Here is a 22,815-nt window from a genome sequence, read left to right as displayed (position 1 = left end):
GGCCGGTGTCAGGGCCGTATCGTATTTCCCACAAGGAACTTTTATTTCCTGAAAATCATTAAAACCCTCGACACGGGAGACCCACCATGACCACTCGCATCGCCATCATCGGCGCCGGCCCCTGCGGCCTGGCCCAGTTGCGTGCCTTCCAGTCCGCCGCGGCCAAAGGCGCGGACATCCCGGAGCTGGTCTGCTTTGAAAAGCAGAGCGACTGGGGTGGCATGTGGAACTACACCTGGCGCACCGGCCTCGACGAGCATGGCGAGCCCGTGCACGGCAGCATGTACCGCTACCTGTGGTCGAACGGACCGAAGGAATGCCTGGAGTTCGCCGACTACACCTTCGACGAGCACTTCGGCCGCCCCATGGGCTCCTACCCGCCGCGCGAAGTGCTGTGGGACTACATCAAGGGGCGCGTCGAGAAGGTCGGCGTGCGCCGCTACATCCAGTTCAACACCGCCGTGCGCGGGGTGAGTTTCGACGAGGCCAGCGGCCAGTTCGACGTCACCGTGCACAGCTATGACCAGGACCTCACCCGCACCGAGCGCTTCGACTACGTGGTGGTCGCCAGCGGCCACTTCTCCACGCCCAACGTGCCTTACTTCGAAGGCTTCGAGAGCTTCGCAGGGCGCGTGCTGCACGCCCATGACTTCCGCGATGCCCTGGAATTCAAGGGCAAGGACGTGCTCATCGTCGGCTCCAGCTATTCGGCCGAGGACATCGGCTCGCAGTGCTACAAGTACGGCGCACGCTCGATCACCAGTTGCTACCGCACCGCGCCGATGGGCTACCGGTGGCCGGAGAACTGGGAGGAGAAACCCCTGCTGACGCACGTCGAGGGCAGCAGCGCGTTCTTCGCCGACGGCACCAGCAAGCACATCGACGCCATCGTCCTGTGCACCGGCTACAAGCACCACTTCCCCTTCCTCGCGGAGGCGCTGCGGCTGAAGACCGACAACCGCCTGTGGCCCCTGAACCTGTACAAGGGCGTGCTGTGGGAGGACAACCCGAAACTGATCTACCTCGGCATGCAGGACCAGTGGTACAGCTTCAACATGTTCGATGCCCAGGCCTGGTACGCCCGCGACGTGATCCTCGGGCGCATCGCCCTGCCCGAGCAGGCCGCCATGCACGCCGAGGACCTGGCCTGGCGCGAGGAAGAACTGACCCTGAAGAACGCCCAGGAGATGTTCGAATTCCAGGGCAAGTACATCCAGACGCTGATCGATGCCACCGACTACCCGAGCTTCGACATCGCCGCGGTGAACCAGACCTTCCTCGAGTGGAAGCACGACAAGTACGAAGACATCATGGGCTACCGCAACAAATGCCACCGCTCACTGATGACCGGCACCCTGGCCACACCGCACCACACCTCCTGGCTGGAAGCGCTGGACGACTCGCTCGCGGCCTACCTGGCGGACACGCCCCAGGCGGCCATCAAGGCCGTCAGCTGACGCCGGCTCCTGCGAAAAACCGCCGCCTCATCCTCCATCCTTGCGGAGCCTCTCATGTTGCAACCTGTGATCAGCCGGCCGCACGAGCCGGCGCTGTTCGCCCGCGCGCCGGGGCTGGAACGCCATCGCGTCGCCCCCGGCGGCCTGACGGTGATCGCCCTGGAACCCGGCGACCGCCTGGAGGTGATCGACCGCGAAGGCGATCAGTGCGGCGAGTTGCTGGCCTTCGACGACAACGGCCGCGAAGCGCTCGCTGCTCTCGGCCTGCAGGGCAGCGCTGGCGCCGACTTCATCGGCCGCCTGCTCAGCGACGGCAGCCGTGAGTCGCTGCACGTCGCCAGCGGCCTGGGCAAACGCCGGGTCGACTGCCGCCACCTGCCGCCCGCCGCGCGCCTGTGGCCAGCGGGCACGCCTGCCGGCTTCAGCCGCGCCTTCACCAGCAGCGCGGCAGTGCTGGTGGTGGTCGCGGCGCCTGGCGCTCCGGTGGCCGTGGACGCGCAGCAACGTGCCAGCGAACTGCGCCTGATCATCCAGCGCGCCAATCCGGCGAGCCTGTTGCTGCCGGCCCTGCCCGCTCCGCTCGGCGAGGTGATCGACGAGTTCACCCTCGCCCCCGGCACGGCGCGCGACTACGTCGTCGCCCCCGGCCAGTACATCCAGGTGCTCGACGTCGCCGGGCGGCAATGCTCGGACTTCGTCGCCTTCGACCGCCGCGGCCTGGACGCTGGGCGGGAGGTCGACCTCGACCCCACCGTCACCCGCACCCTCAACGGCAACGCCTACCCGGGACCCGGCCTGTTCAGCAAGTTCTTCGACCGCAACCTGCAGCCGATGCTGGAAGTGGTGCGCGACACCGTTGGCCGGCACGACACCTTCGCCCTGGCCTGCACCGCGCGCTACTACGAAACGCAGGGCTACTTCGGCCACGCCAACTGCAGCGACAACATCAGCCTTGCCCTCGCCGCCCATGGCGTGCAGGGTCGGCGCGGCTGGCCGGCGATCAACTTCTTCTTCAACACCGGGGTCGACGCGCACCAGCAGCTGACCCTCGACGAGCCCTGGTCGCGCCCCGGCGACTACGTGCTGCTCAAGGCCATGCGCGAGCTGGTCTGCGCCAGCAGCGCGTGCCCGGACGACATCGACCCGGCCAACGGCTGGCAGCCGACCGACATCCACATTCGCCTGTATTCCGACAAGGAGCGCTTCAGTATCGCCATGGCCAACCGCATGACACCCGATGCCGACCCGGTGCTGACCCGGGAAAGTGGCTTTCACCCTGGCACCAGCGCCCTCACCCGCCAGTTCATCGACTACCGCGGCTGGTGGACGCCGACCCACTTCGACGGCTACGGCACCCTGGAGGAATACCAGGCCTGCCGCGAACGCGTGGCGGTGATGGATCTCTCCGCGCTGCGCAAGTTCGAGGTGCTCGGCCCCGACGCCGAAGCGCTGCTCAACCACTGCCTGACCCGCGACGTGCGCAAGCTGGCGGTCGGCCAGGTGGTGTACAGCGCCATGTGCTACGAGCACGGCGGCATGCTCGACGACGGCACGCTGCTGCGCCTCGGCGCGGATGCGTTCCGCTGGATCGGCGGCGAGGACTTCGGCGGCGAGTGGCTGCGCCAGCAGGCGGCGAAACTGGGCATGAAGGTCTGGATCAAGTCCGCTTCCGAGCAGATCCACAACATCGCCGTGCAGGGCCCGCTGAGCCGCGCCCTGCTCAGCCAGATGATCTGGACGCCCGCGACCCAGCCGACGCTGGAGGAGCTGGGCTGGTTCCGCTTCCTGATCGGCCGTCTGGACGGCTATGACGGCCCGCCCGTGATGGTGTCGCGCACCGGCTACACCGGCGAGCTGGGCTATGAAGTCTGGTGCCACCCGGACCACGCCATGCAGGTCTGGCAGCGCCTCTGGCAGCTCGGCGAGCCGCTGGGCCTGGCGCCACTGGGGCTGCATGCGCTGGACATGCTGCGCATCGAGGCCGGGCTGATCTTCGCCGGCTACGAATTCAGCGACCAGACCGACCCGTTCGAGGCCGGCATCGGTTTCTGCGTGCCCCTCAAGAGCAAGCAGGACGACTTCATCGGCCGCGCGGCTCTGCTGCGGCGCAAGGAGCACCCGCAACAGCGTCTGGTCGGCCTCGAGCTGGACGGCAACGAGCCGGCTGCGCATGGCGACTGCGTGCACGTCGGCCGTGCCCAGGTCGGGGTGGTGACCAGCGCCACGCGCTCGCCCAGCCTGGGCAAGAACATCGCCCTGTGCCGCCTGGCGGTCGACTACTGCGAGCCGGGCACCCGCGTGGAAATCGGCAAGCTCGACGGTCAGCAGAAGCGCATCGGCGCCAGCGTCGCCCATGGCACGGTGGCCTTCGACCCGGACAAGAGCCGTGTGCGCAGCTGAGAGTCGGCCGTTCGCGGCGACATCGCGAACGACGACCTCGCGACTTGGACAGGGAATTGCTTGGCAACTCCCCAGCACCCTCGTCAACGTCCAAGGAGGATCGGCCGATGTGGTTCAGCAATACGACCCGAAACCTGGCCAGTGAACTCAACCAGTGGCTCGAGCACCTGCTCAGCCACCGCCAACCGGCAGGCGCCCGCCCGCACCTGCAGCAGCAGCCGCAGTTGCTCGGCAGCCTGGAGCGCCTGCAACGCGACTGGGACGAGCTGCAGCGCATTCGCCAGCACAGCGAGCAGCAGCCTGCCGCGCCCTGCAGCGCCGAGGACTATGCGGCGTTACAGCGCCGCCTGCTCCAGGCCGAACAGCAGAGTGCACGGCTGCAGGACGAACTGCACGCCAGCCAGGCGCACAACCAGGGTTTCCTGGAAGAGCGCGCGCACTGGGAGGAAGAACGTCAGGTCTGGGAGCTGACCAAGCGCACCCTGACCGAGGGCTGCTGGGCGATGAACGTGGTCGATGGCGACCCGGACCACCCGCAGAACCTCATCCGCTGGTCCGAGCAGTTCCGCGAGCTGATCGGCTACAACCGCGCCGAGTTTCCCGACGGTTGGGACAGCTACTTCAAGGTGGTCAATCAGGACGACCTGAAAGCCGTGATGCAGGCCTTCAACGCCTCGATGGTGGACAAGAGCGGCGACGGTTTCTACGCCGTGGAGTACCGCATGCAGCACAAGACGCGGGGCGAAGTCTGGTTCCGCGAGCGCGGCCGCTGCCTGCGCGATGCCCAGGGCAAGCTGCTCTACGTCACCGGCGCGGTGCGCGAGATCAGCGACGAGAAAGCCGCCGCGCACATGCACGAGCGTGAACAGGCCAGCATCCAGGCCACCTACGGGCAGATCGCCCAGGTCGCCGGGGTGATCAAGAGCATCGCCGAACAGACCAACCTGCTGGCCCTCAACGCCGCCATCGAAGCCGCGCGCGCGGGCGAACAGGGACGCGGCTTCGCGGTGGTCGCCGACGAGGTCCGCAACCTGGCCCGGCGCACCCAGGAATCGGTGCAGCAGATCCAGGGCATGTTGCAGCAGAACCGCTGAAGAACGACCCATTTTCAGGCGTGATGTCCCCTAACTGAACACTAACGGGGCATTTTTTGACCAGCTTTTCCAGCCGTGGGCAGCGTCCCCGGCGCTGGCGCCAGACGGCACTTCTGGCACAAGGATTGCCTATTCTTTTTGGGAATTTTTTATAACTACAGATAAATAAAAGCGTCCGAGCGCCCTTCAACGCACTGCCATGACCGACACCTACTCCAAGAACAGCATCGAGGATTGATAGATGGAAGAGCAGAAGACACCCACTCTGGAGGAGCTACAGGCCCTCATAGAGATGACCAACACCCTGAATATGGAAATATTCTACTGGTGGTGCATCGCCCTGATGATCTGCATTCACGTGGGCTTCCTGTCGTACGAGATCGGTGCGTCGCGCCTGAAGAATGCGCTGGCCGCCGGCGTCAAGAACATCCTCGCCTTCGGCTTCATCGTCCCCAGCGTGTTCCTGCTCGGCTGGGCGGTCTACAACGGCTTCCCGGACGGCATCGTGCCGCGCATGGACGCCATCCTCGCCGGCATGCCCTGGAGCCAGTCCATGGGGCCGAACATCAGCGACAACGCCACCGGTATCTTCTGGGCCGCCTTCGCCATGTTCGCCGCCACCACCGGTTCGATTCTCTCCGGTGCGCTGATCGAACGGACGCGCATGAGCGCCTTCATCATCATGACCATCTTCCTCGGCGGCTTCCTCTGGCTGCTGGCGGCGGCGTGGGGCTGGCACCCGGAAGGCTGGCTGACCGTCAAATGGGGCTTCCATGACGTCGGCGCGGCCGGCTGCGTGCACATGATCGCCGGCTTCTTCACCCTGGCGGTGGTCATGAACCTCGGTGCCCGCATCGGCCGCTTCAACGCCGACGGCAGCGCCAATGCCATCGTCGGTCACAGCATGCCGATGAGCGTGGTCGGCCTGATGCTGATCATCGTCGGCTTCTTCGGCTTCCTCGGCGGCTGCATCATCTACAACTCGGGCGCGCAGTGGATCAACATCTACGGCCAGCCGACCAACCTCTCGGCCTTCGCCTTCAACACCCTGATGGGCTTCGCCGGCGGCCTGATCGGCGCCTACCTGACCACCCGCGAGCCGTTCTGGATGATGTCCGGCGGCCTGGTCGGCATCATCTCCGTGGCACCGGGTCTGGATCTCTACCACCCCGGCCTGGCCTACCTGATCGGCATGGCCGTGTCGGCCACCGCGCCGCTGGTCAACAACCTGCTGCTCAAGTTCCGCCTCGACGACGCCGTGGGCGCCTTCGCCGTGCACGGTTTCGGCGGTTTCGCCGGCATCGTCATCAGCGGCATCTTCCTCGCCGGCTACCCGAACGTGAACGGCATGCCGCCGATCAGCTTCCTCGGCCAACTCGGCGGCGCCGTGGTCATGGCCGCCCTGGGCTTCATCCCTGGCTACCTGCTGTCCTACGCGCTGAAGAAGGCCGACCTGCTGCGCGTACCGGCACATGCCGAGGAGCGTGGTCTGGACCTGACCGAAGTACCGGCCCAGGCCTACCCGGAATGGACCTCGATGTATGGCCCGAGCACCAGCGTCGGCGGCAGCGAGCCGGCTCCGCTGGCCACCGCCGAGCCGAAATCCGCCTGACTCTTTCCCTAGCCTGGCCGCACACGCGGCCAGGCCCATTGCGAGGAACACAGCATGAGCATCACGACCTACGAAGGCGCCAGCGCCGTATTCACCTTCGCCGACAAGCCCGCGATCCTGGTCTTCATCTGCCTGCTGGTGGCCGGCGTCAGCCTCTACGCGCTGATCGCCACCATGATCCACGAGAAGCACAGCTACGCCCTGCCGGACGAAAAGCTGCCCAAGCTCAAGTAAGCCCCCGGCCGGCGGCGCCCGCCGCCGGCCACCTGCGCCTGCCGCCCCCGGCGGTATGCGCTACCCTCCCCCGCGACATCGACCTTCCCTCTTTTTTCGGCAAGGAGCCCACATGCTCGAGCGCCCCTACCTGTTCATCGATGGCCAGTGGCTCGCCGCGCAGAGCGGCGAGCATTTCGACGTATTCGATCCCAGCGACGCCAGCCTGCTGGCCAGGGTTGCCGCCGCCGGCCGCGCCGATGTCGACCTGGCCGTGCGTGCAGCCCGGCACGCCTTCGACGCAGGCGACTGGCCGCGCCTCGGCGGTCGCCAGCGTGCTGCCGTGCTCAGGCGCATCGCCGACGGCATCCGTGCCCGCCAGGACGAACTGGCGCAGCTCGAGGTGCGTGACAACGGCAAGCCACTACCCGAGGCGCAATGGGACATCGCCGACGCCGCCGGCTGCTTCGACTTCTACGCCGACCTCGCCGCCGGCCTGGACGACGACGAGCGCACCGTCCCCCTGGGCGATGCCCGTTTTCGCGCCAGCGTGGTGCGCGAACCCGTGGGCGTGGCCGCAGCCGTCATCCCCTGGAACTACCCCCTGCTGATGGCGGCCTGGAAAGTCGCCCCGGCCCTGGCAGCCGGCTGCACCATGGTCCTCAAGCCTTCTGAACTGACGCCACTGAGCGCCCTGGAACTGGCGGGCATCGCCAACGATGCCGGCCTGCCGCCCGGCGTGCTCAACGTGTTGCCCGGCCTCGGCAGCGAAGCCGGCGCGGCGCTGGTGGAACACCCGGGCGTCGACAAGATCGCCTTCACCGGCAGCCTGCCCACCGGTAGCCGGATCATGCAGGCCGCCGCCCGCGAGGTGAAGAACATCAGCCTGGAGCTGGGCGGCAAGTCGCCCTTCATCGTCTTCGCCGACAGCGACATCGAAGCGGCGGTGGAATGGATCATGTTCGGCATCTTCTGGAACCAGGGCCAGGTCTGCTCCGCCACGTCACGCGTGCTGGTGGAACGCGCGCTGTACCCCGATCTGCTGCAGCGCCTGAGCGAGGAAGCGCAGAAGATCCGCATCGGTAACGGTCTGGAGGACGGCGTGCTGCTGGGCCCGCTGGTCAGCGCCGGCCAGCACGCCAAGGTCAGCGCCGCGATCGCCCAGGGCATCGCCGATGGCGCGCGCCTGGTCTGCGGCGGCAAGCCGCCGGCAGGCCTCGAGCAGGGCTGGTTCATGCAGCCGACGGTGTTCGCCGACGTACCGCTGGACTGTGCCCTGTGGCGCGAGGAAATCTTCGGCCCGGTGGTCTGCGTCAACCCCTTCGACAGCGAGGCCGACGCCCTGCGCCTGGCCAACGACAGTGAGTTCGGCCTGGCCGCCGCCGTCATGTCCGCCGACCTCGAACGCTGCGAACGGCTCGCCCGCAGGCTGCAGGCCGGCATCGTCTGGATCAACTGTTCGCAACCGACCTTCAGCGAACTGCCCTGGGGCGGCGTGAAGCGTAGCGGCATCGGCCGTGAACTGGGCGAATGGGGCCTGGACAACTACCTGGAAACCAAGCAGATCACCCGCTACGAAAGCCGTGAGCCCTGGGCCTGGTACCTCACCTCTCAATGAAGGCCTGTCTCTCGATCAGCGCTGACAGTTGCCTTGCTGTCCCCCGGGAGCCACGGCAACTGCTCGACATCTGATCTACACTCGCTCAAAGCGGTGGCCGATTGAGGCAAGGGTTGCTCAACTCTCAGGCCTCCAGAGAATATCCCGCAGGACAAGTGATCGAACGCAGGATGCATTGAGGCAGACCTTGGCCCCTGCTGTCGCACGGTTCGTCTGATCGGTCTGCTCGTAGGTCTAACCCCTAACAGCAGGTGCCTTATGTCATTCCTTGCCGCTGGTTATTCCATTCGCACCCTGCTTTATGCCAGCTATGCCTGCCTCCTGGTGCTGATGCTGCTGATTGCCGGTGTTTCGCTGTATAACCTTGCCTCGGCAGAACAGGATTTCTCCGCTTACGTCAACGGCGTGGAGACGCGCGCAAGACTCGCCAGCAAGGTCAGCGATTCGGTCAAGGAGAGGGCTATTGCGCTGAGAAACCTGGCCCTCAATTTCGAGTCTTCGGAGCGCGAACAACGAAGGGCCTTCATCGCCGAGCATGAAAAGGCCGTAGACGACAGTTTCGCCGCATTGCGCCAGGCAATCACCACACACGCAGACGCCTCTGCCGCCGGGCATGACCTGCTCATGCGCATCGAAGAAGTTGAAGGGCGCTACAGCAAAGTTGCCTTCACCATCGCAGAACACCTGTTCAATGGCGAAGACACCGAAGCCAAACATCTGGTCAAAGAGCAATGCACCCCGCTTCTCGAAGAGTTGACCCAACTGATCGCGGGATACCTTGAGCATACCAACGAGATGGCCAAGCAGCGTGTGGCGGCCAATGAGGCTCACTACCTGAGCCAACGCAACACGCTCATCGCCATTACCATAGCCAGCTTCCTCGTCGCGGCCATTCTCGGCCACCTGATAAGCCGCCATCTTCTGCGCTCCCTGGGTGCTGAACCAAGTGACCTCAACCGTATCGCCCAACGGGTTGCCGAAGGCGATCTGCGTATGCTGGAAGCAGCAGTCGACAGCGCCGAGAACAGCGTACTCAGCGCATTGCAGCGCATGCAGCAGAACCTGCGCCAGGTCACGCAAGGCATCGACAACTCATCACGCACCGTCGCCCATTCCAGCCAGGAACTGAGTGAATCGAGCCTGCGCAATGCAGAAGGCGTGGCACAGGCTCAGCGCGAAGTGGAACAGATCGTCACGGCCATACACGAAATGGCCACCACTGTTCAGGACGTGGCGCGTAGCGCCGAATCTGCGGCACAGGCCGCCAGCGAAGCAGATGAAGCGGCCGTGCAAAGTCAACAGAAGGCTGGGCAAGCCGTGAACCTGATTGGCGAGCTGGCGCAGGTCATCAACAACTCCAGCGAGGCCATGGGACGCCTGAAAACCGAGAGCAGCAACATCGGCGGCGTGCTCGACGTGATCAAATCAGTGGCAGACCAGACCAACCTGCTGGCACTCAACGCCGCGATCGAAGCCGCACGTGCAGGCGAGGCCGGCCGTGGTTTCGCCGTCGTCGCGGACGAGGTGCGCAGCCTGGCACGGCGCACACAGGAAGCCACCACCGAAATCGAGGGTCTCATCGTAAGCCTGCAGAAGATCGCCGATGAGACTGCCCACTACATGGAACGCTGCCGGGGCTCGAGTACACAGTCGGTTTCCGGCGTATCCGAGGCAGGTCAGGCGGTCGCCCGAATCGTCGCCATGATCGAGCGCATCAATGGCATGAATCAGCAGATTGCCACGGCGGCAGAACAGCAGACAGCCGTCGCCGAGGAAATAAGCCGTAGCATCGTCTCGGTACGTGACAGCACGGAGCAATCTGCCTCTGCCTTCCAGCATGCGCAGCAGGAAAGCGAAAGTCTGGCCCGCACCAGCGAGGCGCTGCGCGAGAACATCGCACGCTTTCAGCTCTGACGCCCAAGAGTGCGGCATGCTGGGCCAAGCATCCGCTCAGCCATGTACTCAGGCCAGTGGTGCGGGGGTGAACAGCTTCAGCCCGACGATGCCGGCGATGATCATCAGCAGGCACAGGCTGCGCAACAGGTTGAGGCTTTCACCGAGGAACATCGCACCATAGGCCACCGTGCCCAGGGTGCCGATACCGACCCACACCGCATACGCCAGACCGAGAGGCAGCACGCGCACGGACAGGCTCAGCAGGTAGATGCTGAGCAGCAGGAAGAAGCCGCAATACAGGCTCGGCCATAACCGTGTGAAACCATCGGTGCGCGGGATGATCGAGGCGTAGAACACCTCGCACAGCCCCGCCAGCAGCAGAAATCCCCAGCCATTCAACCAGGCCATGATGCGCTCCTTGTGCGAGCAGGTCGGGCCACCTCCCTGCGACCCTGCTCCCTTGCCCCAGCAGTACCCGCGACGGCTCCCCGTCGCGGGAGCGGCCTCACCCCTTGGCCGTGCGTTTCTTCTTTTCCGGGTCGTCGAACGGCAGGCTGTGGGCGATGGCCTTCACCGCCAGGCTGCCCTTGACCTCCAGCGCCGCGCCCTGCTCGGCGTACGGCACCTCCATGCGGGCGATGGCCATGGACTTGCCGGACAGCCGCGAATACATGGCGCAGGTGATCACCCCGACCTGCTTGCCCCCGGCCCACAGCGTGTCGCCGGCCTCGGCCGCCTTGTCGCCGTCGAGCAGCACACCGAAGATCCGGAAGCGCTCCTTGCCCTGCAGGCGCCGATGCTCGCTGGCGCCACGGAAATCCCCCTTGGTCGGCGACACGGTGAAGTCCAGCCCCAGCTCCCACAGGGTGTCGCCGGCCGGCTGGTCGGCGAAGGGATACATCTCCGAGTTGTCGTAGGGAAAGAACAGCAGGTAGCTCTCCACCCGCAGCCAGTCCAGCGCGGTGAAGGCACAGGGGATGATGCCCAGGTCCCTGCCCTTGTCCAGGATGCTGTCCCAGATCAGCGGCGCGTCGGCGGCCTTGCAGAAGATCTCGTAACCGCGCTCGCCGGTGTAGCCGGTGCGCGAGATCATCACAGGGCGGTCGAACAGCCGGGTCTGCAGGTGATGGAAGTAAGGCAGCTCGCGAATGCCCGGCACCTGCTCGGCGAGGAAGTCCACGGCCAGCGGCCCCTGCAGCGAGAGGTCGTGCAGGTCGTCGTCGAACAGCACCGCCACCTGCCGGCCCTGGGCCGAGCGCAGCAGCATCTCGTGGCCGTTGCCGGAGCCGTGCACCACCATGAAGGCGTTGGGGCCGGTGCGGTAGATCACGCAGTCGTCGACGAACTTGCCGGCCTCGTTGAGCATCGTGGCGTAGACGCTCTTGCCCGGATAGACCTTGGAGATATCGCGGCTGGTGGCGTACTCCAGCAGGCTTTCGGCATGCGGGCCGACGTAGTGCACCTTCTTCAGCCCGGACACGTCCATCAGCCCGGCGCGGGTGCGGATCGCCTCGTGCTCGTCGGCCAGGTCACTGGCGTAGGTCCAGGCCGTGCCCATGCCGCTCCAGTCTTCGAGTTGCGAGCCCAGTGCGCGGTGACGCTCGGCAAGGGCGGAAATGCGCCAGGAATTGGCCATATCTGTTTCTCCTGTTGTTCGTCGTTGGGCCTGCGCACGCAGGGGATGGAATCAGGCGGCCTGGGCCTGCGGGTCGAACTGGCGCAGCCAGTCGACCACCGTCTGCCGATAGCGGGTCAGGCCCTTGTAGTCGGCGATCTCGTCCGGCAGGTCGCGCAGCACGCGGTGCAGGCGGCAGGCCCAGGCCGGGTTGTTGGCCAGTTGTTCCAGGCTGATCAGGTAGGTGCGGATGCCGAACAGCAGCGCATTGCTGCGCGGCAGGCGCGGCATGAACTGCAGCTCCACGCGCAGGTGCACCAGGCGCGCGACGTTCTCCGCCGTCACTAGGCCGCGCTCGTGCCCCCACTCGTGGAAAGTCTCCGAGGAGGTGTCCATGCGCGGGTTGATGGTCATGGTCCAGTTCAGCCGGCGCACCGGCTGGCCGACCTGGATGTTCAGCAGGTACTTCAGCGCCCGCTCGAACACCCCGAGCTGATGCGCCACACCGGGCACCGGCGCGTGCCACTGCTTGAAGCTCATGCCGGCGTCGAACTTGATCGACCAGTCCGCCGGGCAGGTGACCATGCCGGCGTCCATGAACAGGTCGCCATCACGCTGGTCGAGCACGGCGAAATCGCCCTGCGCCTGGCGGGTGATGTATTCCAGTGGCTCGAACGGCAGCGTGCTGGCATCGCCGAAGGTGAAGCGCTGCTCGATGCCCAGCGGGCGGTTGATCCACAGCCACTGGTCGCCATCGCGCTGCAGGGCGAAGTGCTCCGGGTAATCGGCCGCCAGATGCTCCATCAGCATCTCCAGGCTGTCCCAGGCGGCCTGCGCCATGTGCGGCATCACCAGGCAGCGCTCCGGGTCCTTCTCCAGGACGCAGGCGCGCTCGGCCATCTCCGAGACGTAGTGCTCGTCGATGTCGAACCAGTGTTCGAACACCGAGCCCGGCTCACGCGGCGTGGCCGGCTCGATGTTCACCGAATACATGTAGCTGTCCTCGGGGAACGGGAAGGGAAAGCGGGCAATGGCCTCGGGGCTGTTGCTGAAGGTGAAATCGTCCCGGTAGGTTTCCAGGGGCTTGAGCACGACGGGCATGGCGGATTCCTCAGAGGTCGAGCAGCAGCGTGCCGGAGCAGCCACCACGGGAAACACAGGGCATCAGCGCTGCGCCGCGCTGCTGCTCATCCAGGTAGTGATCGCGGTGCTCCACCGCCCCGCTCAGGTAGCGCGTGGTGCACTGCCCGCAAACACCGCCACGGCAGAGATTGGGCACTTCGACACCGGCGGCCTCCAGCGCCTCGAGCAGGCTGTGGTCACCCGCTACCTGCAGACGCTGGCCGCTGCGCGCCAGCTCGACGGTGAACGGCTCGCCCGGCTCGGGCGCGGCGAAGGCTTCCCAGTGCAGGCGTCCGGCGGACCAGCCGTGACATTCGGCCAGCGCCTTGAGCTCATCGAGCAGGCGCTGCGGGCCGCAGACATAGAGATGGCTGCCGAGCGGCTTGCCGCTGAACAGCTCGGCGCAGTGCAGACGCTGGCCGGCGGCCGCGTCGTAACCGCGGAAGCGCTGGCCCAGGCGCTCGCGCAGCTCACTGGCATAGGCATCGGTCAGACCGCTGCGATAGGCGTAGTGCAGCTCGAAAGAGGCGCCCTGGGCCTGGAGCTCGCTGAGGTAGGCCATGAACGGGGTGATGCCGATGCCACCGGCCACCAGAATGTGGTGACGTGCCTGCGAATGCAGCGCGAACAGGTTGCTCGGCACGCCTATCTGCAGCCGGTCACCGACCCGGACCCGCTCATGCAGGTAGCGAGAGCCGCCGCGCGAGTCATCCTGCAGGCGCACCGCGATGCGGTAGGTGCCCCGGTCACGCGGGTCGCTCAGCAGCGAATAGGCGTTGCGCAGCGTGCGCCCCTCGATCGGCAACACGACCTGCACATGGCTGCCGCAGGAAAAGCCCGGCAGGCTGCCGTCGAGCGCGGCGAAGGTGAATTCGCGCACCACCGGCGTCAGCTGGCGCACCGCGGTGACCTGTACCTCCAGCATCGCGCTCATGCCTGCCGCTCCCCGGCTTGCGCCTGCTCGTAGGGCCGATCCGGATCGAGGCACACCCCCATGTAGGCCCCCAGGCGCTGGGAGAAATGCTCGCGCACGAACAGCTTCACCCCGCAGTGCCTGCAGCTGCACTCGGTTTCGCTGCCGATATCCTGCATCTCGCTGCAGTGCACGCAGTACAGGCGCCGCCGCTCACCCAGCTTGAACAGTTCGATCTCATCGGCCAGCAGGCCGGCATGCCGAGCCAGGCGACAGACATGCCAGAGAAAGGCCTCGTCACCGAGCACCTGCAGGCGCGTTCCTGCCGGAGCCTGCTCCAGCAGCATCTGCAGGCGCAGGAACAGGGCCTCGGTGCTTGGCAGGCACTCCTGCTGCTCGGCAGCGGCGAGTTCGCCATGCAGGGTGAGCAGCCGCATCGGCCCCGGTTGATCGAGCAGGCCGCCGGCGCGGCTGGCATCCTGAGCCACCAGCAGACGCAGACTGGCCGGCGTCGGCGTGGCGGTCGCGGCGTAGCGCGGGGTGCTGAACAGCGGTTCAGCGCTGGAACTGGTCATCGAAAGTCCTCCTGGGTGACAGCAAGACGGGGGTCGAAGTGCCTCGGTTAAATTCCCGATGGGAACTTTTTGTTCTCAACAGGAAAGCATGGACCATGCCATGTCCACGCAACCTGCGGCGCATCGGGGCCCGGGCAGAACAAGCCCCCGCAGCGCCTGACAACGCTGCACAAACGGGGAGCAGCGCGCGCCGGCACGGCGCATCCGCAGACTTTCTGAAACATCGCCTTCATCGGTGAAGAACGCCCGGACCGGCTGCCGCCGTGCACCTCGATGGCTTCGGCCGCCCTGCCCGACTGGCACTTGACCCTGTAGCGACTACAGGCCATAGAGTCGCCAGCTCATCCCCGCCAAGGACTCGCCATGCACCTACTGGACGCACGCATCCCGCCGCCACTGATCGCCCTGCTGTTCGCCCTGCTCATGTGGCTGGCCGCCCCGCTCCTGCCCGGCATCGACCTGGCTACCTCCTGGCGGGTGGCGGGCGCCCTGCCAGTGCTGCTGCTCGGCGCGGCCACCTGCCTGCTTGGCATACGCTCCTTCGGCAACGCCCGCACCACCGTCAACCCGCTGCGGCCGGGGCAGGCCTCGGCGCTGGTCGTCGGCGGCATCTACCAGTACAGCCGCAACCCGATGTACCTGGGGTTCGCCATCGCGCTGCTGGCCTGGGCCGTACTGCTGGCTTCCCCACTGCTCCTGGCGGGCGTAGCGGGCTTCGTGCTGTACATGAACCGCTTCCAGATCGGCCCTGAAGAACGGGCGCTGGCCAGCCTGTTCGGCGACGACTACGCCGCCTACCGACAGCAGGTGCGGCGCTGGCTCTAGTGCGCCGGTGCCACGCAAAAAAGGGCCGCAACGCCTGGCGTTGCGGCCCTTCGGATGGACACTCCGGGGTTCAGTACTGCAGTTGCCCTGGCACCCAGTTGGTGCCGGCCAACGGCACGCGGGCCATGGCCGCGGCCTCCACGGTCAGGGCCACCAGGTCCTCGGGGTCGAGGTTGTGCAGGTGCGACTTGCCGCAGGCACGGGCCATGGTCTGCGCCTCCAGCACCAGCACGCGCAGGTAGTTGGCCAGGCGCCGGCCGGCGGCGACCGGGTCGAGGCGCTTGGCCAGCTCCGGGTCCTGGGTGGTGATGCCGGCCGGGTCCTTGCCGTTCTGCCAGTCGTCGTAGAAGCCCGCCGCCGAATCGATGGCCTTGAGTTCCTCGTCAAGGCGCGGATGGTTGTCCCCCAGGGCGATCAGCGCAGCGGTGCCGATGGCGACCGCATCGGCGCCCATGGCCATGGCCTTGGCGACGTCGGCACCGGTACGGATGCCGCCGGAGACGATCAGTTGCACCTTGCGGTGCATGTCCATCTCCTGCAGCGCCTGCACGGCTTGCGGAATGGCCGACAGGATCGGGATGCCGACATGCTCGATGAACACCTCCTGGGTCGCGGCGGTGCCGCCCTGCATGCCATCGAGGACGATCACGTCGGCGCCGGCCTTCACCGCCAGCTTGACGTCGTAGTACGGGCGGCTGGCACCGATCTTCACATAGATGGGCTTCTCCCAGTCGGTGATCTCGCGGATCTCGGCGATCTTGATCGCCAGGTCGTCCGGGCCGGTCCAGTCCGGATGCCGGCAGGCACTGCGCTGGTCGACACCGATCGGCAGGGTGCGCATGCCGGCGACGCGCTCGGTGACCTTCATGCCCAGCAGCATGCCGCCGCCGCCCGGCTTGGCGCCCTGGCCGAGGACGATCTCGATGGCGTCGGCCTTGCGCAGGTCATCGGGGTTCATGCCGTAGCGCGACGGCAGGTACTGATAGACCAGGTGCTGCGACTGGCCGCGCTCCTCCGGGGTCATGCCGCCGTCGCCGGTGGTGGTGCTGGTGCCGGCTATGCTGGCACCACGGCCCAGCGCCTCCTTGGCCTGCGCGGACAGCGCACCGAAGCTCATGCCGGCAATGGTCACCGGGATCTTCAGGTGGATCGGCTTCTTGGCGAAGCGATTGCCGAGTACCACGTCGGTGCCACACTTCTCGCGATAGCCTTCCAGCGGATAGCGCGACATCGACGCGCCGAGCAGCAGCAGGTCGTCGAAATGCGGCAGCTTGCGCTTGGTGCCACCGCCGCGAATGTCGTAGATGCCGGTTTCCGCGGCACGCTGGATTTCCTGGATGGACAGGCGGTCGAAGGTGGCGGATTCGCGCAGCACCGGGGTGATTTTCTCGCTCATATGCAGTTCCTCGTCGGGCAGGGTGCGCGATCAGTACGCCGAAGCGTTGTCGACCTTGAAGTTGTACAGCTGGCGGGCAGAGCCGTAGCGCTTGAAGCTGGCCGGGTCCTCATCGAAGCCGGCGCGGTTGAGCAGCTCGGCGAGCTCCTCGAGGTGCTCGGCGCGCATGTCCTTCTCGATGCAGTCCGACCCCAGCGACTTCACCGTGCCCTTGACGTAGATGCGTGTCTCGTAGAGCGAATCGCCCAGTGCGTCGCCGGCATCGCCGCATACCACCAGCCGCCCGGCCTGGCCCATGAAGCAGCTCATGTGGCCGATGTTGCCGCCGACCACGATGTCGACGCCCTTCATCGAGATGCCGCAACGTGCGCCGGCATCGCCCTCGATCACCAGCAGGCCGCCATGGGCGGTGGCCCCCGCCGACTGCGAGGCGCTGCCCTTGATGCGGACCATGCCGCTCATCATGTTCTCGGCCACGCCGACGCCGACGTTGCCATGGATGGTGACGCTGGCCTTCTGGTTCATGCCGGCGCAGTAGTAGCCGGCGTGGCCGTCGATATCCACGCTCAGCGACTCGTTCAGGCCCACGGCCAGGTTGTGCTTGCCGCCGGGATTGCTGACGACCCATTCACGCTCGGTGAGGGTCTTGGCCTGCTCGTGCAGCGCCTGGTTCAGGTCGCGCACCGAGGCGCTGGAAAGGTCGATGGTCTTCATGATGCTGTCTCCCAAAAAGTAGCGAGTCGAGTTCAGGCCGCCGCCAGCGCGCCGGGTGCGCGGGAGAACCGCAGCGAGGTACGAGCCGGTACCAGGGGCACGGCAAGCGGATCGCGAGGTTCTGCCGCAGCAGGCGGCGGGCGCAGCGGGCGTGGAACGACTCAGGCGCTGCGTTCCCAGATGTACATGGTGGCCGGCTCCGGTTCCCAGACCCTGGCCTTGTCGATACCCGGGAGGCTGGACAGCGCCTGGTATTCCGAAGCCATGGCCACGTAGTCGTCGGTCTCGGCGAGGATCGCCGGCTTGCAGGCGATCGGATCGCGGATCACCGCGAAGCCGTCGCGCGTGCCGATGGCGAAGGTGAAGAAGCCGTCGAGGTCGACCAGCGAATGGTCGAGCGCCTCCTTCAGCGAGTCGCCCTGGCGCAGGCGCCAGGTCAGGTAGCCGGCGGCCACTTCGGTGTCGTTCTCGGTCTCGAACTCGATGCCGTGGCGGCGCAGTTCCTGGCGCAGGCGGAAGTGGTTGGACAGCGAGCCGTTGTGCACCAGGCACAGGTCCTGCCCGGTGGAGAACGGATGGCTGCCCTCCATGGTCACCGCACTCTCGGTGGCCATGCGGGTATGGCCGATGATGTGGCTGCCCTTCATCTTCGCCAGCGAGAAGCGCTCGGTGATGTCCTTCGGCAAGCCCATGCCCTTGAGAATCTCGATGCTCTGGCCGACGCTCATCACCCGCACGGCAGGCGCCAGTTCGGCCAGCACCGCGCGCACCGCCGCTTCATCGGCATCGGTCTTGAGCACGGCGGCGCTGGCGTTCTGGAACCACTCCAGCGAGCAGCCCAGGCGCCCTTCCAGTTCGCCCATCAGCCCCTTGAAGTCATGCCCCGCCTCGGTGCTCTGCAGGGTCAGCTTGATCCAGCCCGCCTTCACCTCGTCGCCGTAGATGGCGAAGCCGGCGCTGTCCGGCCCACGGTCGGTCATGGCCAGCAGCATGGGTTCGAAGAGTGCGCCGAGCTGGCTTTCCAGCGCCGGGTTCTTCAGGTACAGACCTACGATTCCACACATAAAGGCAGTCCTCACTTCGTTCGGGAGTTGCAAGCTGCGAGCTGCTAACTGACCGAGTTGATACAGATGTCATGCAACACCTCGAACCGCTCTTGCTTGCGGCTCGAAGCCCGTGGCTTGCAGCTTCAGAAAAATTCGGTGTAGCGCTCGATCTCCCAGTCGGAGACGTGGCGGCTGTACTCGACCCATTCCATGCGCTTGAGCTTGAGGAACTCGTCGACGACCTGCGGCCCCAGCACCTCGCGGAACAGCGGATCGGCCTCCAGCGCATCGCAGGCCTCCTTGAGCGATTGCGGCAGGGTCTTGATACCCCGTGCGGCAATCGCTTCCAGGCTCAGGTTGTAGAGGTTCTCGTTGCAGGCCGTGCCCGGCTCCAGTTGACGGTCGATGCCATCGAGGCCGGCGGCGATGATCGCGGCGGTGACCAGGTACGGATTGCAGCCCGCATCCGGCAGGCGGAACTCGATGCGCCCATGGGGGATACGCAGCATGGCCGAGCGGTTGTTGTCGCCATAGGCGATGAACGCCGGCGCCCAGGTCGCCCCCGAGAGCGAACGCCCCACCACCAGGCGCTTGTAGGAATTCACCGTCGGCGCCGCGAAGGCGCACAGCGCCGGGCCATGCGCGAGCAGGCCGGCCAGGAAGTGATAGGCGATCTTCGACAGGCCCATGCCGCTGGGGTCGCTGGCGTCGTGGAACAGGTTGCTGTTGCCGGCACTGGCGATCGACAGGTGGAAGTGCATGCCGTTGCCGGCACGGCGCGGGTCCGGCTTGGGCATGAACGAGCAGATCATGCCCAGGTCGTTGGCGATCTCACCGGCGGCCATGCGGAAGAAGGTGAAGCGGTCCGCCGACTCCATGGCATCGCTGTAGGTGTAGTTGATCTCGAACTGGCCGCAGGCATCCTCGTGGTCGATCTGATAGATGTCGAAGCCGACCGGCTGCAGCGACTCGGTGAGCTTCTCGAGGAAGGCGCGCGAACGCGACAGCCCCTTGTAGTCGTAGCAGGGCTTCTCCAGCTTGTCGCTGGCGTCGACGGAGCAGAGCTTGCCGTCGGCATCGCGGCGGAACAGGCTGAACTCCGGCTCCAGGCCGGTATTCAGCGTCCAGCCACGTTCGCTCAGGCGTGCCACCTGCTGCTGCAGCACGTAGCGGGTGTCGTAGGGCCAGGGCTGGCCATTGACATGACCGATGCACACCACGCGGCCGTAACCCGGCTGCCAGGGCACCGGCATCAGCGTGGAGAGGTCGCCGCGGGCCATGAAATCCGGGCCATGCGGCTCCATGCCCATGCCCCAGATGGCGAAGCCGGCGAAACCGGCGCCCTCCTCGGCCACCGCCTTGAGGCCCGAGACCGGCACCGACTTGGTCTTGGCCGCACCGTGAATATCGACGAACTGGGCCAGCACGTACTTGATGCCATGCTGGTCGATGATTTTCTGGGTTTCGCTGGGCAACATGGGTAAGGCCTCCGGTAGCGTCGCCATTATTCCGCTGGGGAATTTTAATTTCCCCAAAAGAAATGCAAGCAGCTTGCCAACTGGTCATGCCCATGCGAGGCGCCCCGGCAACCCGTGTCTTTCTTCTATCTGCCGAGGAAAAATGCTTTCATAGGAGGAAAGTCACGAACGAAAAACGCACCGAAGCAAGGCAGCCCGCTCATTCCTGGTGCGAACTTTTTATTCACAGAAGAAATAAGCCTGTATGACGACCACTCCGGAAAACCCGCCCCGCCTCAAGCTCGAGCAATACCTGGGCATGCAGATCCGCCGCCAGCGCCAGGCGCAGGAACTGAAGATCGCCGACGTGGCGCGCATCGCCGGAATCAGCCAGGGCATGCTGAGCAAGATCGAGAATGCCCAGGTCTCCACCAGCCTCGACACCCTCAGCCGCCTCTGCGACGTACTGGGCATGCCCATGTCCAAGCTGTTCAGCCAGTACGACCAGCAAGGTGGCAGCGCCCTGCTGGTCAAGGCCGGCGAAGGCCTCGAAGTGGTACGCAGAGGGACCGACAAGGGCCATACCTACCGCCTGCTCAACCATACCCGTGGGCCGAAGAAGAGCTTCGAGGCCTACATGGTGAGCATGGACGACGCCAGCGAGGAGTTCCCGACCTTCGCCCACCCCGGCACCGAGTTCCTCCACCTGCTGGAAGGCGAACTGGTCTACCGCCATGGCAACCAGCTCTACCCCATGCAGGCCGGTGACAGCCTGACCTTCGACGGCGAAGTGCCGCACGGCCCGGAGAAGCTGGTGAAGGTGCCGATCCGCCTGCTGTCGATCATGAACTACGGCTCGGACTGAACGCGCAGGCCCGGCACGCGGGCTCCCGTCGCCAATGCTCGGGGACGTCAGTGCGATGACACGAAAGGCGAAGGGGTCGCGGGCTCCGGCAATGCGTAGGCCTGCTTCATGCGCTTCACCTCGACGAGCGGCGTGCGCCCGAAGAAGCGCTTGAAGTCGCGGCTGAACTGCGAAGCGCTCTCATAGCCGACCAGATATGCCGTCTTCGCCGCCGTCAGGTCGTTGCGCAGCATCAGCAGGCGCGCCTGATGCAGGCGCGTCGACTTGAGGTACTGCATGGGCGAGGTGTCGGTGACCTTGCGAAAGTGCAGATGAAAGTTGGGCACGCTCATCTGCGCCTCCCGGGCCAATGCCTCGACATCCAGACGCTCGTGATAGCAGTTGTGGATCTTGTGAATGGCCCGCGTCACCTTGCCGAACTGCCCCTGCTGGGCGATGGCCGCGCGCAGGGTGCCGCCCTGTTCGCCAGAGAGAATGCGGTAGTAGAGCTCGCGCAGCATCGCCGGGCCGAGCACCCTGGCGTCCTCGGGATCGACCATGATCTGCAGAAAACGCAGGGTCGACTGGCGCAACGGCTCATCCATCGGCGAGGCGTACATGCCCATCGGCTGCGCCACGCTCGCGCCCCGCAACTCATCCACCTGCTGGATCAGCTCGCCCGCCAGACCGAAGTCCAGGCGCAGGTACAGCGCCAGCATGGGCTCCGCTTCGCTGGCATCCGTCTCCATGGTGAAGGGCACCGGCACCGAGACCACCAGGTAATGCTGGGCATCGTAGATGTAGACATCCTCACCCAGGTAGCCGCGCTTGCGGCCCTGGCAGAGGATGACGATGCCCGGCTCATAGAGCACCGGCGTGCGTGTCAGCGGCCGGTTGCTGCGCAGAAAGCGCACGTCATCCAGCGGGCTCAGGTTGTACCCTTCCTGTGGTGCGAGCAGACTCATCAGCTGCACCATGCGCGCCGTGCTCGGGTCGCTGGGTCTGGTCATGCGTTGCGGCCCCTCCCTGTCGAGGCTCAACCATCGGTGGAGCGGCTGAGCGCCTCCCATTGCTCGATACTCTCTATCTGGCTCTGCAGCTTGTCACGCACCAGGGCCAGAGCGTCGCTCCCCAGCAGCAGATGAGCGGGCGGCGCGGGGCTGTCGATGATCGTCAGCATGGCCCGCGCCGCCTTCTGCGGGTCACCCAGCTGATGGCCGCTCTTCTCCACACGGGCCTTGCGCACCGGATCGAAGCTCGCATCATAGTCACTGATGCTGCGTGGCGTGCGCTGCATCGAGCGGCCTGCCCAGTCCGTGCGAAACGATCCCGGCGCCACGGCCGTGACATGGATGCCGAAGGGCGCAAGCTCCTTGCTCAGCGTGTCCGAGATGCCCTCCAGGGCAAACTTGCTGCCGCAGTAATAGGCGATGCCCGGCATGGTGATATGACCGCCCATCGAGGTGATGTTGAGGATACGCCCTGCCCTTCGCTGGCGAAAATACGGCAGGAACGCCTTGCTGACCGCGACCGCGCCGAACAGGTTGACGTCGAACTGGCGCCGCATGTCCTCCAGCGAGGATTCCTCCATGATGCCCTCATGCCCGTAGCCGGCATTGTTCACCAGCACGTCCATGGGGCCGTGTTGCGTTTCGACGGCAGCGACCACCGTATCGATGGCAGCGAAATCGGTGACGTCCAGCAGCACCCCGTGGGCTCTTCCGGGCGAAAGCGCCTCGAACGCGACCCGCGCCGCCTCGCTGCGCACGCTACCGACGACGCGGTGCCCCTGAACCAGGGCCTCCTTGGCCAGGGCCTGGCCAAACCCGCTGCTGACACCGGTGATGAAGAGAGTCTTTACTGCGCTCATGGGGCACTCCTGAAGAAATGAGGTGCAACCATGCTAGGAGCGTGAGCGACTCGGCACGATGCCGGGCAGGATTTCATTATTGCCTGATCCTATCAGCGCGACAGGTACACGGAAGGCCTCGGGCGAAGAGAAGTGCAGCACCAGCCGC

General features: G+C 65.9%; 19 protein-coding genes and 1 pseudogene. 9 read left to right on the top strand and 11 right to left on the bottom strand.

Translation table 11 applies throughout. The annotated features are described in order from the left end of the window. Positions 1-86: 86 nt before the first annotated feature. The 7 genes and pseudogenes from E4487_RS16855 (at position 87) to E4487_RS16825 (ending at position 10,308) form a co-directional block, all read left to right on the top strand. Complete coding sequence (locus E4487_RS16855) at positions 87-1,457, top strand: NAD(P)-binding domain-containing protein (protein WP_175253912.1); 1,371 nt, start codon at positions 87-89, stop codon at positions 1,455-1,457. Between the two features lie 54 nt (positions 1,458-1,511). Beyond that, positions 1,512-3,857, top strand: a complete 2,346-nt coding sequence (locus tag E4487_RS16850; RefSeq protein ID WP_175253911.1) for a DUF1989 domain-containing protein — start codon at positions 1,512-1,514, stop codon at positions 3,855-3,857. 107 nt (positions 3,858-3,964) lie between these two features. Then, positions 3,965-4,942, top strand: a pseudogene (locus E4487_RS24705) (PAS domain-containing methyl-accepting chemotaxis protein); the annotation flags it as partial. A 250-nt stretch (positions 4,943-5,192) separates the two neighbouring features. Next, the gene (locus E4487_RS16840; RefSeq protein WP_037048171.1) at positions 5,193-6,563 is read left to right on the top strand and encodes an ammonium transporter; all 1,371 of its coding nucleotides are present in this window, start codon (positions 5,193-5,195) and stop codon (positions 6,561-6,563) included. Positions 6,564-6,617: 54 nt separating this feature from the next. Further along, positions 6,618-6,797, top strand: coding sequence for a hypothetical protein (locus E4487_RS16835; protein ID WP_175253909.1), 180 nt, complete (start codon positions 6,618-6,620; stop codon positions 6,795-6,797). A 112-nt stretch (positions 6,798-6,909) separates the two neighbouring features. Further along, entirely contained in the window at positions 6,910-8,394 is a 1,485-nt protein-coding gene (locus E4487_RS16830) for an aldehyde dehydrogenase family protein (protein ID WP_175253908.1), read from the top strand. Positions 8,395-8,652: 258 nt separating this feature from the next. Further along, positions 8,653-10,308, top strand: coding sequence for a methyl-accepting chemotaxis protein (locus E4487_RS16825; RefSeq protein WP_175253907.1), 1,656 nt, complete (start codon positions 8,653-8,655; stop codon positions 10,306-10,308). 48 nt (positions 10,309-10,356) lie between these two features. On the opposite strand, the gene E4487_RS16820 is transcribed toward E4487_RS16825, so the two are convergent. The 5 genes from E4487_RS16820 to E4487_RS16800 form a co-directional block, all read right to left on the bottom strand. After that, complete coding sequence (locus tag E4487_RS16820; RefSeq protein WP_047589437.1) at positions 10,357-10,698, bottom strand: multidrug efflux SMR transporter; 342 nt, start codon at positions 10,696-10,698, stop codon at positions 10,357-10,359. A 97-nt stretch (positions 10,699-10,795) separates the two neighbouring features. Continuing rightward, positions 10,796-11,926, bottom strand: a complete 1,131-nt coding sequence (locus E4487_RS16815; protein ID WP_037048188.1) for an aminomethyltransferase family protein — start codon at positions 11,924-11,926, stop codon at positions 10,796-10,798. 51 nt (positions 11,927-11,977) lie between these two features. Next, positions 11,978-13,006, bottom strand: a complete 1,029-nt coding sequence (locus tag E4487_RS16810; protein ID WP_175253906.1) for a DUF3445 domain-containing protein — start codon at positions 13,004-13,006, stop codon at positions 11,978-11,980. 10 nt (positions 13,007-13,016) lie between these two features. After that, a complete protein-coding gene (locus E4487_RS16805) occupies positions 13,017-13,961 on the bottom strand; it encodes a PDR/VanB family oxidoreductase (protein WP_175253905.1) in 945 nt (314 codons plus the stop codon). Continuing rightward, complete coding sequence (locus tag E4487_RS16800; protein ID WP_037048192.1) at positions 13,958-14,515, bottom strand: dimethylamine monooxygenase subunit DmmA family protein; 558 nt, start codon at positions 14,513-14,515, stop codon at positions 13,958-13,960. Before E4487_RS16800 ends, E4487_RS16805 begins: the two co-directional genes overlap by 4 nt. 363 nt (positions 14,516-14,878) lie before the next feature. On the opposite strand from E4487_RS16800, the gene E4487_RS16795 reads away from it, so the two are divergent. Then, positions 14,879-15,340: an isoprenylcysteine carboxylmethyltransferase family protein gene (locus E4487_RS16795; RefSeq protein ID WP_175253904.1), complete on the top strand. Its 462-nt coding sequence runs from the start codon at positions 14,879-14,881 to the stop codon at positions 15,338-15,340. Between the two features lie 70 nt (positions 15,341-15,410). Here the strand turns inward: E4487_RS16795 and E4487_RS16790 are convergent, their stop codons facing one another. The 4 genes from E4487_RS16790 to glnT all read right to left on the bottom strand — a co-directional run bounded on the left by E4487_RS16790 (position 15,411) and on the right by glnT (position 19,974). Continuing rightward, the gene (locus E4487_RS16790) at positions 15,411-16,736 is read right to left on the bottom strand and encodes an FMN-binding glutamate synthase family protein (protein WP_037048194.1); all 1,326 of its coding nucleotides are present in this window, start codon (positions 16,734-16,736) and stop codon (positions 15,411-15,413) included. A gap of 30 nt (positions 16,737-16,766) precedes the next feature. Continuing rightward, entirely contained in the window at positions 16,767-17,450 is a 684-nt protein-coding gene (locus E4487_RS16785; RefSeq protein WP_037048195.1) for a protein glxC, read from the bottom strand. Between the two features lie 161 nt (positions 17,451-17,611). Then, positions 17,612-18,514, bottom strand: coding sequence for a glutamine amidotransferase family protein (locus tag E4487_RS16780; RefSeq protein WP_037048198.1), 903 nt, complete (start codon positions 18,512-18,514; stop codon positions 17,612-17,614). A gap of 125 nt (positions 18,515-18,639) precedes the next feature. After that, positions 18,640-19,974 carry a type III glutamate--ammonia ligase gene (gene glnT, locus E4487_RS16775; RefSeq protein WP_037048201.1) on the bottom strand — a complete coding sequence of 445 codons (1,335 nt, stop codon included), beginning with the start codon at positions 19,972-19,974 and terminating at the stop codon, positions 18,640-18,642. 244 nt (positions 19,975-20,218) lie between these two features. On the opposite strand from glnT, the gene E4487_RS16770 reads away from it, so the two are divergent. Beyond that, positions 20,219-20,818: a helix-turn-helix domain-containing protein gene (locus tag E4487_RS16770; protein ID WP_047589449.1), complete on the top strand. Its 600-nt coding sequence runs from the start codon at positions 20,219-20,221 to the stop codon at positions 20,816-20,818. Positions 20,819-20,865: 47 nt separating this feature from the next. On the opposite strand, the gene E4487_RS16765 is transcribed toward E4487_RS16770, so the two are convergent. Next, positions 20,866-21,807 carry an AraC family transcriptional regulator gene (locus E4487_RS16765; RefSeq protein WP_175253903.1) on the bottom strand — a complete coding sequence of 314 codons (942 nt, stop codon included), beginning with the start codon at positions 21,805-21,807 and terminating at the stop codon, positions 20,866-20,868. Between the two features lie 26 nt (positions 21,808-21,833). After that, complete coding sequence (locus E4487_RS16760; protein WP_175253902.1) at positions 21,834-22,667, bottom strand: oxidoreductase; 834 nt, start codon at positions 22,665-22,667, stop codon at positions 21,834-21,836. Positions 22,668-22,815: the final 148 nt, after the last annotated feature.

The organism is Pseudomonas sp. BMW13, from assembly GCF_013357275.1.
Taxonomy (GTDB): Bacteria; Pseudomonadota; Gammaproteobacteria; order Pseudomonadales; family Pseudomonadaceae; genus Aquipseudomonas; species Aquipseudomonas khazarica.
This window is presented reverse-complemented; position numbering and strand designations above follow the sequence as displayed.

What these genes read in the sequence shown, in the direction of transcription:
- E4487_RS16855 (WP_175253912.1), top strand. Translation starts at nt 87, where the DNA reads ATGACCACTCGCATCGCCATCATCGGCGCCGGCCCCTGCGGCCTGGCC.
- E4487_RS16850 (WP_175253911.1), top strand. Translation starts at nt 1,512, where the DNA reads ATGTTGCAACCTGTGATCAGCCGGCCGCACGAGCCGGCGCTGTTCGCC.
- E4487_RS16840 (WP_037048171.1), top strand. Translation starts at nt 5,193, where the DNA reads ATGGAAGAGCAGAAGACACCCACTCTGGAGGAGCTACAGGCCCTCATA.
- E4487_RS16835 (WP_175253909.1), top strand. Translation starts at nt 6,618, where the DNA reads ATGAGCATCACGACCTACGAAGGCGCCAGCGCCGTATTCACCTTCGCC.
- E4487_RS16830 (WP_175253908.1), top strand. Translation starts at nt 6,910, where the DNA reads ATGCTCGAGCGCCCCTACCTGTTCATCGATGGCCAGTGGCTCGCCGCG.
- E4487_RS16825 (WP_175253907.1), top strand. Translation starts at nt 8,653, where the DNA reads ATGTCATTCCTTGCCGCTGGTTATTCCATTCGCACCCTGCTTTATGCC.
- E4487_RS16820 (WP_047589437.1), bottom strand. Translation starts at nt 10,698, where the DNA reads ATGGCCTGGTTGAATGGCTGGGGATTTCTGCTGCTGGCGGGGCTGTGC.
- E4487_RS16815 (WP_037048188.1), bottom strand. Translation starts at nt 11,926, where the DNA reads ATGGCCAATTCCTGGCGCATTTCCGCCCTTGCCGAGCGTCACCGCGCA.
- E4487_RS16810 (WP_175253906.1), bottom strand. Translation starts at nt 13,006, where the DNA reads ATGCCCGTCGTGCTCAAGCCCCTGGAAACCTACCGGGACGATTTCACC.
- E4487_RS16805 (WP_175253905.1), bottom strand. Translation starts at nt 13,961, where the DNA reads ATGAGCGCGATGCTGGAGGTACAGGTCACCGCGGTGCGCCAGCTGACG.
- E4487_RS16800 (WP_037048192.1), bottom strand. Translation starts at nt 14,515, where the DNA reads ATGACCAGTTCCAGCGCTGAACCGCTGTTCAGCACCCCGCGCTACGCC.
- E4487_RS16795 (WP_175253904.1), top strand. Translation starts at nt 14,879, where the DNA reads ATGCACCTACTGGACGCACGCATCCCGCCGCCACTGATCGCCCTGCTG.
- E4487_RS16790 (WP_037048194.1), bottom strand. Translation starts at nt 16,736, where the DNA reads ATGAGCGAGAAAATCACCCCGGTGCTGCGCGAATCCGCCACCTTCGAC.
- E4487_RS16785 (WP_037048195.1), bottom strand. Translation starts at nt 17,450, where the DNA reads ATGAAGACCATCGACCTTTCCAGCGCCTCGGTGCGCGACCTGAACCAG.
- E4487_RS16780 (WP_037048198.1), bottom strand. Translation starts at nt 18,514, where the DNA reads ATGTGTGGAATCGTAGGTCTGTACCTGAAGAACCCGGCGCTGGAAAGC.
- glnT (WP_037048201.1), bottom strand. Translation starts at nt 19,974, where the DNA reads ATGTTGCCCAGCGAAACCCAGAAAATCATCGACCAGCATGGCATCAAG.
- E4487_RS16770 (WP_047589449.1), top strand. Translation starts at nt 20,219, where the DNA reads ATGACGACCACTCCGGAAAACCCGCCCCGCCTCAAGCTCGAGCAATAC.
- E4487_RS16765 (WP_175253903.1), bottom strand. Translation starts at nt 21,807, where the DNA reads ATGACCAGACCCAGCGACCCGAGCACGGCGCGCATGGTGCAGCTGATG.
- E4487_RS16760 (WP_175253902.1), bottom strand. Translation starts at nt 22,667, where the DNA reads ATGAGCGCAGTAAAGACTCTCTTCATCACCGGTGTCAGCAGCGGGTTT.